Origin of the sequence: Halobaculum sp. MBLA0143, assembly GCF_041361465.1 — an archaeon.
Lineage (GTDB): Archaea > Halobacteriota > Halobacteria > Halobacteriales > Haloferacaceae > JAHENP01.
This window is the reverse complement of the sequence record NZ_JBGKAC010000001.1, coordinates 2943422-2957009: the sequence shown is the minus strand read 5'-3', so window position 1 is coordinate 2957009 and position 13588 is coordinate 2943422. Positions and strand designations below refer to the sequence as shown.

At 67.9% G+C, this 13588-nt stretch carries 14 protein-coding genes; 9 read left to right on the top strand and 5 right to left on the bottom strand.

Features of this window, described 5'->3' with window-relative positions:
* Window positions 1-2: 2 nt before the first annotated feature.
* Window positions 3-713 carry a queuosine precursor transporter gene (locus tag RYH79_RS15315; protein WP_370900629.1) on the bottom strand — a complete coding sequence of 237 codons (711 nt, stop codon included), beginning with the start codon at window positions 711-713 and terminating at the stop codon, window positions 3-5.
* Window positions 703-924 carry a ribbon-helix-helix domain-containing protein gene (locus tag RYH79_RS15310; protein ID WP_370900627.1) on the bottom strand — a complete coding sequence of 74 codons (222 nt, stop codon included), beginning with the start codon at window positions 922-924 and terminating at the stop codon, window positions 703-705. Before RYH79_RS15310 ends, RYH79_RS15315 begins: the two co-directional genes overlap by 11 nt.
* 81 nt (window positions 925-1005) lie before the next feature.
* On the opposite strand from RYH79_RS15310, the gene RYH79_RS15305 reads away from it, so the two are divergent.
* The gene (locus tag RYH79_RS15305) at window positions 1006-1365 is read left to right on the top strand and encodes a DUF8150 family protein (protein WP_370900625.1); all 360 of its coding nucleotides are present in this window, start codon (window positions 1006-1008) and stop codon (window positions 1363-1365) included.
* 9 nt (window positions 1366-1374) lie between these two features.
* On the opposite strand, the gene tatC (RYH79_RS15300) is transcribed toward RYH79_RS15305, so the two are convergent.
* Window positions 1375-4140 (bottom strand): twin-arginine translocase subunit TatC, encoded by a 2766-nt coding sequence (gene tatC / locus RYH79_RS15300; RefSeq protein WP_370900623.1) that lies wholly within the window; start codon window positions 4138-4140, stop codon window positions 1375-1377.
* 116 nt (window positions 4141-4256) lie between these two features.
* On the opposite strand from tatC (RYH79_RS15300), the gene tatC (RYH79_RS15295) reads away from it, so the two are divergent.
* The 4 genes from tatC (RYH79_RS15295) to RYH79_RS15280 all read left to right on the top strand — a co-directional run bounded on the left by tatC (RYH79_RS15295) (window position 4257) and on the right by RYH79_RS15280 (window position 8071).
* Window positions 4257-5687, top strand: a complete 1431-nt coding sequence (gene tatC / locus RYH79_RS15295) for a twin-arginine translocase subunit TatC (protein WP_370900621.1) — start codon at window positions 4257-4259, stop codon at window positions 5685-5687.
* Between the two features lie 108 nt (window positions 5688-5795).
* Complete coding sequence (locus RYH79_RS15290) at window positions 5796-6950, top strand: 60S ribosomal export protein NMD3 (RefSeq protein ID WP_370900619.1); 1155 nt, start codon at window positions 5796-5798, stop codon at window positions 6948-6950.
* Window positions 6951-7088: 138 nt separating this feature from the next.
* Window positions 7089-7862, top strand: a complete 774-nt coding sequence (locus RYH79_RS15285) for a hypothetical protein (RefSeq protein ID WP_370900617.1) — start codon at window positions 7089-7091, stop codon at window positions 7860-7862.
* The gene (locus RYH79_RS15280) at window positions 7862-8071 is read left to right on the top strand and encodes a hypothetical protein (RefSeq protein ID WP_370900615.1); all 210 of its coding nucleotides are present in this window, start codon (window positions 7862-7864) and stop codon (window positions 8069-8071) included. Before RYH79_RS15285 ends, RYH79_RS15280 begins: the two co-directional genes overlap by 1 nt.
* Here the strand turns inward: RYH79_RS15280 and RYH79_RS15275 are convergent, their stop codons facing one another.
* Window positions 8072-9931: a helicase C-terminal domain-containing protein gene (locus tag RYH79_RS15275; protein ID WP_370900613.1), complete on the bottom strand. Its 1860-nt coding sequence runs from the start codon at window positions 9929-9931 to the stop codon at window positions 8072-8074.
* Window positions 9932-10103: 172 nt separating this feature from the next.
* On the opposite strand from RYH79_RS15275, the gene RYH79_RS15270 reads away from it, so the two are divergent.
* Complete coding sequence (locus RYH79_RS15270; protein ID WP_370900611.1) at window positions 10104-10298, top strand: hypothetical protein; 195 nt, start codon at window positions 10104-10106, stop codon at window positions 10296-10298.
* A gap of 5 nt (window positions 10299-10303) precedes the next feature.
* Here RYH79_RS15270 and RYH79_RS15265 read toward each other — a convergent pair whose 3' ends face one another.
* Complete coding sequence (locus tag RYH79_RS15265) at window positions 10304-10789, bottom strand: Lrp/AsnC family transcriptional regulator (RefSeq protein WP_370900609.1); 486 nt, start codon at window positions 10787-10789, stop codon at window positions 10304-10306.
* A 183-nt stretch (window positions 10790-10972) separates the two neighbouring features.
* On the opposite strand from RYH79_RS15265, the gene RYH79_RS15260 reads away from it, so the two are divergent.
* The 3 genes from RYH79_RS15260 to ahbB all read left to right on the top strand — a co-directional run bounded on the left by RYH79_RS15260 (window position 10973) and on the right by ahbB (window position 13588).
* Window positions 10973-11899 (top strand): DMT family transporter, encoded by a 927-nt coding sequence (locus RYH79_RS15260; protein ID WP_370900607.1) that lies wholly within the window; start codon window positions 10973-10975, stop codon window positions 11897-11899.
* A 93-nt stretch (window positions 11900-11992) separates the two neighbouring features.
* Entirely contained in the window at window positions 11993-12451 is a 459-nt protein-coding gene (locus RYH79_RS15255; RefSeq protein WP_370900605.1) for a DUF5778 family protein, read from the top strand.
* A gap of 39 nt (window positions 12452-12490) precedes the next feature.
* Complete coding sequence (gene ahbB / locus RYH79_RS15250; protein WP_370900603.1) at window positions 12491-13588, top strand: siroheme decarboxylase subunit beta; 1098 nt, start codon at window positions 12491-12493, stop codon at window positions 13586-13588.

Genomic DNA, 13588 nt, shown 5'->3' with positions numbered 1-13588 from the left:
GGTCAGTCCGCGCTCGCCGCGACGCTACCGTCCCGACGCCGCACGGCGCCGACGGCGGCGTACACGAGCGGCGTGTCCACGACCGCGATCAGCAGCTTGAGGACGTACTGGCCGACGATCAGTGAACCGATCACCGACAACGGGAGCGACGGCCCGACGCCGACCGCGGGCGCGACCCGGAAGGCGACGACGGTGAAGATCACGGTGTCCAGCAGTTGGCTCGTCGCCGTCGAGCCGACGTTGCGGAGCCAGAGCGCCGAGCCGCCCGTCAGCTCTCGGATGCGGTGGAACACGGTCACGTCCCAGTTCTGGCTGACGAGGTAGGCGACGAGCGAGCCGGCGACGACGTTCGTCGACAGCCCCAGGACCGTGGCGAACGCCGTCGGGTCGACGGAGCCGTCCGCGGCCGGGATCTGGATCGTCGCCCACACGAGCGCGAGCAAGACGAAGTTCGTCCCGAAGGCGACGTTGACGACACGCCGAGTGTACTCGCGGCCGTACAGCTCCGAGAGACAGTCGGACGCGAAGAACGTCACCGCGTACGCCAACGTCCCGCCGGGCGCCGAGACGGCACCCAGGACGGGCAGCGTCACCGCCAACAGCTTCGCAGAGATGACCTGGGCGGTGACGAGTGCCGCGACGAACACGGCCGTGAGCGCCACCGCCGCGATCGGGACGGAGATCCGGCGCGGCCCCGCCGGCTCACTCGCCACCGTCGTCCTCCGCGTCGTCGGTCGCGTGTGTGGTGGTCGTCCGTTGCTCCAGTCGCCCGTGTCTGGCGTCGATCTCGTCTAACACGTCCAACGTCTTCCGGACCGACGCCCGGACGGCGTCGCTCCGGTTGACGAACTTCCCGTCCTCGCCGACGTGCTCGTCGAGATCCGCCAGCAGTTCCCCCGGAATTTCGACGCTTATCTTCGGCACGGTAGCGTCTGCCGTGCCTCTCGGTAATACTTCTGTGGGTTCGGCGCAAGGTTCTCGTTAACGGCGCGTCGGCTGTCGGGTGTGGAGGACGACGAAGACGACGACCCACCGCTGGAGGGTGACTTCGGCCGCGACGACGCCGAGCGTCGCCGGCAGATAGAGGCGTGGGCGGAGTACGTTCGCACGCACCCCGACGAGGAGTGGGGCCGCCAGGTGAACGCGCTGATCGAGTCACACCTCGAACACGCCAGGGCCAGACAGTTCGAGCGGCCGGATCTGGCACACCTCCGCGATCCGGCCGAGGAGGATAACGACGTTCGGCGACCGCCCATCGCCCGTGAGGAGGGTGACGACGAGGGTACCACGGACGACGGCGCGGGCGACGGTGACACAACAGACGGCGACACACACGACGACCCGAACGGAACCGAGACGGGCTGACGAACGCCGTCAGTCGTCCAGCCCGAGCTTGAGGTCGTCGCCGCCGACAGTGGGCTCCGCGAGGTTGCGGCGCCCGCCGGCGGTGACGAAGAACAGGGCGAGGATGCCGACCCCGTAGGCGAACATCAGCGGGACGGTGACGAGCATCATCGTGATGATGTCCGCGGGCGTGAACAACGCCGCGAGGACGAGCAGTCCGATCGTCACCTCGCGCCAGCGCCGGCGCATCGCCTGGTAGGAGACGCCGACGGAGTTGAGCAACAGCATCAACACCGGAATGTCCACCAGGATGCCGATGCCGGCGGTCGTGAAGAAGATCAGCCAGAAGAAGTCGCTGATCCGGTAGCTGACGACCATGTTGGCCGAGAGCGTGTCGGCGACGAGCCAGGAGATGATCGACGGGGCGATGGTCGTGTAGCCCAGGGCGAAGCCGCCGGCGAGCCCGACGAGCAACGCCGCGACCCACCCGAAGATCACCTGTTTGCGGCCGCGGACGAACCCACGGTCGCGCAGCGCGGGCCAGGCGTAGTAGGCGGCCACCGGCAGCGCCGCGGCGACGGCGATCAGCGTGGAGAACTTCACCTCGAAGATCAGCGCCTCCACGGGGTGGAGCACGATCACGCCGAAGTTCTCCGCCCCCGGGCCGACGACGGACTCCGGCAGTCGGGCGACGAAGTCCTCCCGGAGGTCGCCGATCCCGCCGGAGTACAGCCACGCGAACACGCCCGCGAGGACGAGTCCGAACACGGCGACGATCCGGAACAGTCCGCCCCGCATCGAGTCCAGTACGAACGCGACGTCGTCGTAGTAGCCGCCGATGTCGTCTTCACCGTCGTCACCGCCGGTGAAGTCGTCTAGGAACGCCCCACTGGCACGCGACACTCGACTGCCGGCGTCGTCGGAGACGCCGGGGATCGCGCCGGCGTCGGGAGCGTCGGGGGTCGTGTCGGCCGACGACGACTGCAGGTCGTCGTAGCGGTCGAGCAACACCCGGGCCCGCTCCGGGTCCGTCTCGGAGAGCCGGTCGGCGAGGTAGTTCACCCGGCGTTCCGACAGCGCCGCGAACGTCGCCGGCGGCGCTCGCCGGAGTTCCGTCGTCGACAGCGCCGGCACGTCCACCGCCGTCGGGTCCGTGCCGGCGAGGTACGCCGCCGAGACGGCGATCACGCCGCCGAACAGGGCGGCGACGGCGAGCCCAGCGCCGCCGGCCGCCAGGAGCGTCGCCGTCGGCGACAGCCCCAGCGTCGCCGGGAGATCCGGGCGAGAGAGCCCGACGACTGCCAGAACCTCGCCCGACAGTGTCGGTCGTTCGACGAGCGCGTAGCCGACGCCGAAGACGGCGACGGCGAGGCCCAGCAGGACGTTCCAGAGGGCGCCGACCCGGCTCCGCCAGTCGACGAACCCTGCGCCCCGTTGGACGGCGCCGAGGAGCCCCACCTCGGCGGCAAACAGGTCCGAGGGGACGCCCGTCCCGCCGGTGGCGTCGGTCGTCTCGCTCGTCTCGGTCGCGTCGTCACCGCCAGTCACCTCGTCGTGACGGTCGAGCAGCGCGCGGGCCTTCGGCTTCGCGTCGGCCGCGATGGCTTCCTCGGCGAGCGCGAGCACCTCCTCTTCGGACAGCGCGGCGAACGCCTCGTCCGGTGCCGCCCGGACACCCTCGGCGTCGAGCTCCGAGAGGGCGATTTCGGCGGGGTTACCGAACTCGCCGCTCTCCGTGACGGCCGCCTCCAGTTCGGTGTAGACGACCGCCGCGAGCGCGATCACGCCGGCGGCGACGGCGACGGCGGCCGTCGCCGCCAGGAGCGCCGGGCCAGACAGAACGGGAATCTGAGCGCTCGTGACGCTCGTGTCCGCCAGCAGCGCGTTCACGCTGGCGGCCGGCCCGCGGGTGAAGAAGAGGTACGTCGCGCCGCCGCCGACGACTGCGACGGCGGCGACTCGGTTCCACCCGGCGCGGATCGTCGCGGCCACGTCGACCGTCTCGCCTCCCCGGCGAGCGGTGACGACGACCCGAGCGAGGAACAACGAGGCGCCGTACAGCAGGATCAACGGGATCGCCCACATGATCTGGGTGAACGGGTCCGGTGGGGAGAAGAACGCCCCGAACACGAAGATGAGTGCGACCGCGTGACGCCACTTGTTCCGGAACGTCTCGTAGGGGACGATCTCGGCGTACGACAGCGCCGTGACGAGCAACGGCATCTGGGCGGCGAAGCCGAACGAGAAGGTGAGCAACGCGATGAACTGCGCCCACTTCACGATGGAGTAGGTCGGCTGGATGCCGGCCGACAGCGCGTTGTTCGCCAGGAACGCGAACATGAACGGGAAGAAGACGGAGTAGCCGTACAGGACGCCAGCGACGAACAACCCGGCCGCGAGCAGTCCGATGCCCGCGAGCTTCCACCGGGCGACCGGGGCGTCGGGCCACATCCCGCGCACCCGGAGCGCGTCACGCGAGAAGTAGAGCAACGGTGGGATGGCGACGACGATTCCGATCACGAGGCCGATCTTCGCCTGCAACAGGATCACGTCGAACGGGGTCTGGGCGATGATCTCCACCTCGCCGGCAGTCTGGGCATCGAGACGAGCCCTGGTGACGTTCTTCAGGAACTCCCAGACGTACAGACGGAGGGCGTAGAACGTTCCCATGAACCCGACGACGAAGACGATGAACACCTTCTGGAGGTCCTTCTGTGCGGACCGGAGCATCGCGCCGAGGGTCTCTCTGCCCTGGGCGAGAGTCTCCTGAGTGTCCTCGTCGAGGGCACTGGACATACGGGAAGGGAGCCGAGTGGTCGTTATCAACCTTCTGCTCCGAGAGGTCACGACGGTCGTTTCGCCGCGAGTAGATCGGAAAAGGCCTATAATGCACCGGGGGTGTAGGCCACAGTATGACCGACGGCTCGGACGGGGACGACGAGCGGCCGGCGGACACAGCCGGCCCCGAATCCGACGACGGCGGGTCGGCTCCGGACGCGGACACCACCGAGTCCCACGACGGCGGCTTCTCACGGGTGTCGGACGACGAACGCACGAACGGGAGCGGCCGGGCGGACTTCCAACGGGTCGACGGCGAGGAGCGCTCCGAGCCGGACACCACCGGAGATTCCGACGGCCCGAGTGACGACGACGGTACCGACGGTGACGCCTCCGGCGCCTCGGCAGACACTCCCGTCGACGACGCTCAGACCGTCGGCGACCGGGGTGGGTACGACCGCCCCAGACGCGACGACGACCCACCGGCCACCCCGGACCGTGATGTCGACGGGGTCGCCGACGACCGGCTCCCGGACGGTGTGGACGACCAGCGCGACGAACCGTCGGAGTCGTCGCCGACGGACGACGACGTCGAGCGTCACGGCGAACCCGGTGAGGACCGGGACCCAGACGCGACGCCGGAGGCTCCGCTGGCAGAGGACGCCCTCGTCGACAGGGGGCCGCGGAAGGTGAGCGGCGACGCCACGCCGGGGGCCGAGCCGGTCGGCGCCGGGACGGGAACCGCCGGCGGCGGCGGCACGGGGACCGCCGGCGGGGCCGGTGTCGTCGACGACACAGACGACGACGGACTGTTCGGCGAGGGACCGGAGTCCGACGAGGAGATGCCGCTCACGGAGCACATCGAGGAGATGATGCGCCGGCTGGGCGCGGTGTTCGCCGTCGGCGGCGCGGTGACGCTCGGCGTGCTCGTCGCCGGCAACGTCACCGAGGCGGTGCCGAACGCGGAGTCGATCATCACCTTCCTCTGGGACTCACACGTCGGGTTCGACAACTACCGACCGTACGTGTACGGCCCGTTGGAGCTCCTCTTGACGAAGCTGAAGGTGGCTGGACTGGCGGGGGTCGTCGCCGCACTGCCGGTGTTCGTCTACCAGACGTACCGGTTCATGCGGCCGGGGCTGTACCCCAACGAGCGGCGCTACTACCTCGCGGCAGTGCCGACGAGTCTCGTGCTCGCGTTGGTCGGGATCGCGTTCGCTCACTTCGTCGTGCTGCCGGCGATCTTCCAGTACTTCATCGGCTACACGGAGGCGAGCGCGCAGTTGGCGTTCGGCCTCCGGGAGACGTTCAACCTCATCCTCCTGCTGATGGGGTACATGGCCGTCGTGTTCCAGATCCCCCTGTTCATCCAGTTGGCGACAATGATGGGTGTCGTCAGCCGGGTGTGGCTGGAGCAGCGCCGGCTCCTGTTCTGGGGGTCGTTCCTCGGAATCTCGTTCGTCCTCTCCCCGGACCCCACCGGGATGTCGCCGATCATCGTCGCCGCGACGATGGTCGTCCTCTTCGAGGGGACGCTGGCGTTGTTGCGGTGGACCGGGAACTGAGGCCGTCGGACTTTATCGTACACGGTGTGTTTCTAGACTACAATTGGACGTAGTGGTGCAGGTTCCCTGACTCAGTCCTCTTATACCTTCAGACGAACAACGACGGCTATGAGCGAGACGCGGGAACGCCGGGAGTTCTGCCCGGAGTGTGGCGACGCCGTCCCGCCGCGGGAGGAGCCGTTGCCCGGGGCGCCGCGCGACCGGGACCGGTTGCTGTGTGACGACTGTTACTTCGAGACGTTCGACCTCGTCGACGCCCCCGACCGGGTCCAGGTCCGGGTGTGTGCCCGGTGTGGCGCCGTCCACCGGGGCAACCGTTGGGTGGACGTTGGCGCCCGTGACTACACGGACGTGGCCGTAGAGGAGGTGACACAGTCGCTTGGGGTCCACTTAGACGCCCGAGAGGTGACCTGGGGTGTCGAGCCGGAGCAGGTCGACGAGACGACGATCCGGATGCACTGTCAGTTCACGGGGATCGTCCGCGAGTCGGCCGTCGAGGCGGAGACGACGGTCCCGGTGAAGATCGCCCGGCAGACGTGCGAGCGGTGTGGCCGGATCGCGGGCGGTTCGTACGCCGCGACCGTCCAGGTGCGGGCGGTGGACCGTCGGCCGTCGAGCGACGAACGCGACCGCGCCGTCGAGATCGTCCGCGAGGTGGTCGCCGAGCGAGAGGACGCCGGCGACCGGGAGGCGTTCCTGACGGAGGTCGACCGGACGGACGACGGCCCGAACGTGAAGCTGTCCACGACGAAGCTCGGCGGCCGCGTCGCGGACCGGATCGTCCGCGAACTGGGCGGGAGCGTCTCGGAGTCGGCGACACTCGTCACCGAAGACAGCGACGGCAACGAGGTGTACCGCGTCACCTACTCCGTCCGACTGCCACGGTTCCGCCCGGGCGACGTGATCGACCCCGAGCCCGCCGGGCTGACGGCCGTCGAGGGGTCGGGGCCCGTGGTGGTGGAGACCGTCGGCGGAGCGATCACCGGCGTCCGGCTCCGGAGCGGCCGACAGTTCCAGACGGACGCGGACCTGAGCGACGCCGAGCAGCTGGGCCACGTCGACGACGGCGACCCCGTGACACTCGTGGCCGTCGAGGACGAGAACGCCGTCCAGGTGCTCGATCCGGAGACGTTCGAAGCCGTCAGCGTCCCCAACCCCGACTTCTTCGACGCGGACGGCGCGACCGAGGGGGAGACAGTGCCGGCCGTGAAGTTCGACGGCGAGGTGTTTCTGGTGCCAGAACTGATCGTCGATAATGGATGAGTTATCGGCGGACGTACTCGATAGCTCGAACAGATTTTATATTTCTGGAGGGAGCTAGCAGACTGGTGTGACAGTCGGTATCGCAGCAATCTCCGCACACGGGACGGACGACCCGAAGGTGTTGTCTCGTCTGACCGTATGATCACGACGCGACAGCAGTCGGCAATCGAACACGAGCATCCGGAGACGAAGCTGAACGAGGTTGGAGATTTTCTCGATGAGACACATCTTGTCGGCGTGATAGCCGGGAGTGTCGAGCTGGGAGAGCAGTACTTGAACGAAGTGGACGATTCTCTGATATACTTTTTGAATGATAAGGAAAGAGAACCGTGGGTGCAGACTGCTGCACAAATAGCAGCGAAGGAGTACAGACGGCTCGTACAGAAGAAGATCGAGACGCACGCCCCCAAACCGTACGGGCTCTCGCTCGAAGATCTCAGCCGACAGCATCAGTTTAAAGACAGTTTCTTCGAGGATATTCTTGCAGAGTCAGAACAAGTTCGTCGTGAGATAAACCGCAATCTTAATTTTCTCATCGGTGGCGTAGGTCCCGACGGAGCGGGTGTGTATCAGATTAGTAGTGGGGATCACAATCCGCAGAACGACCTCGGCTACGCAACGATTGGAAGTGGATCACAGCCTGCAGAGTCCGAGTTTATAAAGGGGGACTACGCAAAGGACAATTCGATTTCAGATACGTTTGCTACGATTGCCGCTGCCCATCACCAAGCGTCGAAAGCCAGTGGCGTTGGCGGAGAGCTTGACGCAATGGTTGTCTCGTCCGACGGTGCGAGAGAGGTTGATAGCGGAACCATCGAGCAGCTGATGGACAGACAGCAACGGATCGCAGACGAGCAGGAGAGCGTGAGGGAAAAGATTCTAAACGATGACCCCGTAGACTGGGGTGAGTAATGAGTCTGGACAGATTTCGGGACGAACGCACGGATGGATCGTTCGGACGGCCGACAGTCCCGCGACTGTCCGACGAGCAACGGGACGAACTGCTGTCGGAACTGACCGAGCCCACAGAGACGGAGCCGACACAGGGGACCCAGGATGTGAGTGACCTCGAGACCCCCGAGTTCTCACAGTTCGTAGTCGCCGACGCAGACGACGAGTAGCTACCCCCACACGTCCGACAGCGGGTGGTCGTCCACGTCGCTACCGGAGCCGTCAGTGTCGTCACTCCCGCCGTCGCCACCGGCCCGACCACCGTCACCGCTCCCGTCTCCGCGACCTCCACGCCCGTCGGTCGTGTCGTCGGTCTGCCGGCCGTCGTCGCCCACCCCGCCGCGAGGCTCGCGCCCGGGCGTCGGCGGCGCGGGGTGGTCGGCCATCGCGGCCTCGGGGTCGAACTCCGGGGGCGACGGCGTCGAGATCCGGTCGATCTGGTCCTGGAACCACGGCGGCACGTCGCTCGCGGCACGGTCGAACAGTTCCAGCAGCGAACTGTCGGCGAGGTACGTCGCGCCGTAGTCGTCGGGCGACCGGACGACCCGGCCACACGCCTGGATCACGGTCTGGAGTGCGGTGCGGTAGTACCAGCCCCACTGGTCGTCTGCCAGCCGACGGGCGACCCGAGAGTCGTTCGTGTTGGCGTACGGCGCCTTACACAGCACCTGCCAGCGACAGCGGTCGCCTGCCAGGTCGAGCGCCTCCTCCATCTTCACGGAGACGAACACCTCCGGATCGTCCGTCGCCAGCCACCGCCGGAGCTGTTCGTCTCGGTCCTGGCGGCCGTGGGTGCGGACCCGCGGGCCGACACCGAAGTCGGCGAACCGGTCGGCCAGTCGGCGGGCGATGTCGTACGAGTGGGCGTGGATCAGCCCCTTCTCGCCCGGGTGGTGGGCCATCAGTCTGACACACAGCCGGGCGACCTTCGGGGCCGTCTCCGTCCGGTGGTCGTACGTCATCTTCCCGCAGGTCGTGTCGAACAACGGTCGGCTCTCGACCGGGAACGTGTGGCCCACCTCGACTAACGCGACCGTCGACGGGTCGAGGCCGACGCCGCGACAGAACGACTCCTTGTCGAGGATCGTCGCCGACAGGAGCGCGAACCGGTTGCCGCGGTCCCAGACGGTGTGTCGGAGGTACCGCGCCGGGTCCAACGGGACGACGGAGATATCGCCGCCGGCACCGTCCGGTTGGTCGACCACCCACGTCGTCGGCGACTCCGGGTCGCGGGCGTCCCGGACGAGCCACGCGAGTTCGGACTTCCGCTCGGCCAGCCGGTCGCGGCGGGTCGCCTCCGCCGGCGACAGCTCCTGGCGACCCCGCAGATCCTCCAGTGCGCGGTCACAGGCGCCCGCGAGCGACTCGGCGAACCGGACGGTCCGCTCCAGGCTGTCGTCGGCGTCCCGGACGTTCGGCACGTTCACCTCGTCCCAGACGGGCACCGTCCGCGACGACAGGTCGATCGTGGCGTACATCTCCGCCCACTCCGCGAGCCCGTGGGCCTCGTCGATCACGACGACGTCCCGTTGCCGGAACAGTTCGGAGCCGGCGGTCCGCATGAAGTACGCCAACGTCGTCGCCGCGATGGGTCGCTCCGACGCGATCGCCCGCGCCGAGTAGTACGGACACCGGTGTCGGACGGAGCAGTCGTACCCCCGTTCGCGGGCACACGGCGCTCGGTCGACGGGCGTCGTCTCCTCGCCCGGTAGGATACAGGTGTAGTTGGACTTCCCGCGGATCACCTGGAGGTCGGACAGGAGGTCGTCGTCGGCCACGTCCTCCAACTGAGACACCTGTGGCGTGGTGTAGTACGCCCCCGTGGCCTGTGCCGGCTCGGCGTCGGCGGTCGTGCGGGCCGCACCGGCGACGGCGCGGGCGAGCAACGACTTCCCGCTGCCGGTCGGCGCGCGCACGAGCACCACTTCGTTGCCGGCCGCGAAGGCGTCGCGGATCTCCCGCAGCGCGTGCTCTTGGTTGCCGCGGTGAGAGGGGGCGGGGAACTCCGAGGGGATGCGTGACGGCTCCACCTGCGAGCCACGGGGTGGCGGCGACGAAAGGGTGTCGCTCGTGAGGCTCCACGAGAGTGACCCCACCCACGGGAGCGCCGGCGAGTCGAGCGTTCCGAGACCGGTCGAAGGATCGAAGTGAGCCGGCTGTCCACGGTGACACGTGGCTTCCACTCGGATCGGGCGTCGGCGTGTGGAGCGGGTCTGGGGGACACTGTCGGCGGTTCTGCAGTTCGCCGGTATCTACCTGACGAACTACAACCCGACCACGTACGGGAGCGGCGCGGTCGAAGCCGTCGGCGCGGTCTGTCTCGTGGTCGGACTCGTCGGGTTCGTGACGTACGTTCGACGGTACGGCCTCCCGCCGTCCTCGCCGGGCGAGAGCTGAACGGGTCACTCCTCGGTCAGCGCCTCGACGAGCGACCCCTCGTCGTACTGCTGGAGCGGCCGTGTCGTGTCCAGTTCGCGGGCGACGGCGAACGTGGAGTTGGTTCGGTCGACGTGGTCCAGCGCCTCGAAGTCGGAGATCAGTCGCTCCACGTCGTCGCTGTCCGGGAGTCGAGCGATCACGACGAAGTCCGTCTCCCCCATCGTGAAGAACACCTGTGTCACCCCCTCGATCTCCGCGATCTCCTCGCCCATCGCCTCGTGGCCGTGGTCGTAGCTCGTCAACACCTCCAACACGACCGTCACGCCCAGCCCCAGTTCGTCCAGGTCCAGGTCGTACAGGTCGTTGCGGATCACCCCCGCGTCCCGGAGGTTGTTCAGCCGGTAGTGGATCGTCGACACCGGAATGTCCGTCGCCTCGCTCACGCGCTCGATGCTGCCGGTCTCCAGGTCTGCAATCGCCTTCAGGATCTGAACGTCTCGTTCGTCCACGACTCGGGGTACAGGCTCACTCCTTGTAGTTCGTTCCAACTCGGGCGGTGACACCCGACCCGAGTCGGACGTGTTCCGGGTTCCCGTCGGTCCGCGCAGAGGCTTGCAGGTTAGAAGTGTGTCTTACACTTGTGGCTATTATTCGAATTAGATTCGAATATGTCCGGAGACTCACAGACAGGTGTGGAAGCGAAACTGCTCGTCCCGTTCGCTGTCTTGTCGCTCGCGTGGGGAGGGAGTTTCGTCGGGATCGAAGTGGCCGTGGCACACGCACCGCCGTTGTTGCTCGCCGGCCTCCGGTACGCCGTCGCGGCGGCGGTCGTGGTGCCGTACGCCGTCTACACGGGCTCGCAGTTCCTCCCGCGGACGAGAGACGACGTGGGGGCCGCAGCGGCGGCGGCCGTGTTCACCATCGCGGGCTACCAGGCGTTCCTCTTCGTCGGGACACAGTACGTCCCCGGAAGCGTCGCGAGCGTCGTCGTCTCCACCTCGCCGGTCGTGACGGCCGTGTTGGCGGGGCTGTTGCTGTCGGAGTCGACGGACGTGGCGGACGCCGTCGGCTTCCTGCTGGGGCTGGCCGGCGTGGCGCTGGTCGCACAGCCGGACCCGAGCCGGCTCGGCGGGACGACACTGGGCGTCGGCTTGGTGTTCGTCGGCGCCGTCTCCTTCGCGGTCGGCGCCGTCGGGACGCGGTCGTTCGACCCACAGCTCCCGACCACGGCGGTACAGGCGTGGGCGATGGTCGGCGGCGCCGCGGCGCTGCTGACGGGCTCTCGACTCCGCGGCGAGACGGTGCCGGCGCCGTCCACGATTCCGGCGGAGGCGGTGATCGCGTTCGCGTACGTGGCGTTGGTGGCCGGCGCACTCGGCTACCTGCTGTACTTCCGGCTGTTGGCGACGGCCGGCGCGACCGAGACGACACTGGTGTCGTACTTCGAACCGGTGGTGGCCGCCGGCGTCGCGGCCGTCTTCCTGGGTCAACCGGTGACGGTACCGACCGCAGCCGGCTTCCTGGCCGTCGTCGGTGGGTTCGCCGTGATCGAGCGTGATCGACTGCTGCGGGTCGTCGACCGTCGGCTGGCGGTCGTCTCCAACGCCGCCGACCACTGACCGTCACCGTCCGTAGCTCGACGCAGTGACGCGTCCGTTCCGACGCCACGAGAGAACCGCTACCCCTAACCCGGCGCCGGCCAACGCGTGAGTATGACGGAACAGTCTGCGGTCGATCACGACCTCTACCGTCGGACGAAGGCGTTGTTGGAGCCCGGCGAGATCGAGCTGATCGGCTGTATCGTCCACACGGAACTGGGCGGTGACGAGGACCTGGAGATGCAGGACCTCGTCGTCAACCTGAACGAGGTGATCGCCGAGCACGCAGACGCCGGAGAGACGTACATCTACGCCGGCAACGACACCACGGACTTCTCCTCGAACCAGTACCAGGGGCTCACCGTCGACGACGACGAGTTCGTCTGGGAGAGCCAACACCTCCTCCGGGACGGGACGTTCGATCTGGTGTTCTACTACGAGGCGACGGCCGATCAAGACGAGATCGTCGACGGGATCGAGGAGCTGGGACCGGACGTGACCCGGGTGCCGGACCCGGCGGTGGAGGCGCGACTGGACGACGGCGACGCGGGGACGGAGTCTGGCGGGGCGTGAGAACGCGACGCTTATGTCCGTCACGGACGGTGGTAGGGTATGGACACCGCGGAGTCGGACGTGGAACTCTCGACGCTCGACAGGGCGGTCGTCAACGCCTTCCAGGGTGGGTTCCCGGTCGTGACAGAGCCGTGGGAGCCGGCTGCTGCCGCGCTCCGAGAGCGCGGCGTGGAGACGACCGGCGACGAACTGCTGGCTGCCGTCCGTGAACTGGACGACGACGGAGTGCTCTCTCGGTTCGGCGCGCTGGTCGACGCCGAGGAGATCGGCGGCACGGCGACGTTGGTCGCCACCCACGCCCCGGAGCCGGAGTTCGAGACGGTGACGGAGACGATCAACGACCACCGCGAGGTGGCACACAACTACGAGCGAGAGCACCCGCACCTGAACGTCTGGTTCGTGCTGTCGGTGGCAGACGAGGCTCGGGTGCCGGAGGTGCTCGCAGACATCGAGTCGGAGACCGGCCAGGAGACGTACAACATGCCGAAACGGGAGGAGTTCCACGTCGGCGCGAAGTTCCTCCTCGACGGACCCGTCCCGGACGGCGACGTAGACTGTTCGGACGCCGGACCGGACGTGACGCCGACGGGCGCACAGTCGCTGACCCCCCGGGAGCGCGACCTGGTCGTGGAGATCCAGGGCGGCCTCCCGGTGACGGAGACCCCGTACGCCGACGTGGCCGACGCGATCGGGCAGCCGACGGCGTGGGTCGTGGAGACGATCAAGCGCTTCGAGCGCGAGGGGAAGGTGCGCCGTGTGGGCGTGATCCCGAACCACTACGCGCTGGGGTACACGGAGAACGGCATGACCGTCTGGGACGTCCCGGACGACATGCTCTCGACGGTCGGGCCGGCCGTGGCGGAGTTGGAGTTCGTCACCCACTGCTACCACCGACCGCGCCACGAGGGGGTGTGGCCGTACAACTTCTTCGCCATGACGCACGGCCGCAGCGAGGCAGAGAGCCAGCGCCGGGTCCAACAGGTCCGTGACGTGATGGCCGACCACTGGGACGTCGAAGACGACGACTGGGACACGTTGTTCTCCACCCAGATCCTGAAGAAGACCGGGATCAGGCTGGACGAGCGTGCGGACGCCCACACGGAGACGGCCGGAGAGACGGCGACGAACTCCGACTGA

Excerpts from the sequence above, each read along its gene's own strand:
- tatC (WP_370900623.1), bottom strand. The coding sequence starts at position 4,140 with ATGTCCAGTGCCCTCGACGAGGACACTCAGGAGACTCTCGCCCAGGGC.
- tatC (WP_370900621.1), top strand. The coding sequence starts at position 4,257 with ATGACCGACGGCTCGGACGGGGACGACGAGCGGCCGGCGGACACAGCC.
- RYH79_RS15290 (WP_370900619.1), top strand. The coding sequence starts at position 5,796 with ATGAGCGAGACGCGGGAACGCCGGGAGTTCTGCCCGGAGTGTGGCGAC.
- RYH79_RS15285 (WP_370900617.1), top strand. The coding sequence starts at position 7,089 with ATGATCACGACGCGACAGCAGTCGGCAATCGAACACGAGCATCCGGAG.
- RYH79_RS15280 (WP_370900615.1), top strand. The coding sequence starts at position 7,862 with ATGAGTCTGGACAGATTTCGGGACGAACGCACGGATGGATCGTTCGGA.
- RYH79_RS15255 (WP_370900605.1), top strand. The coding sequence starts at position 11,993 with ATGACGGAACAGTCTGCGGTCGATCACGACCTCTACCGTCGGACGAAG.
- ahbB (WP_370900603.1), top strand. The coding sequence starts at position 12,491 with ATGGACACCGCGGAGTCGGACGTGGAACTCTCGACGCTCGACAGGGCG.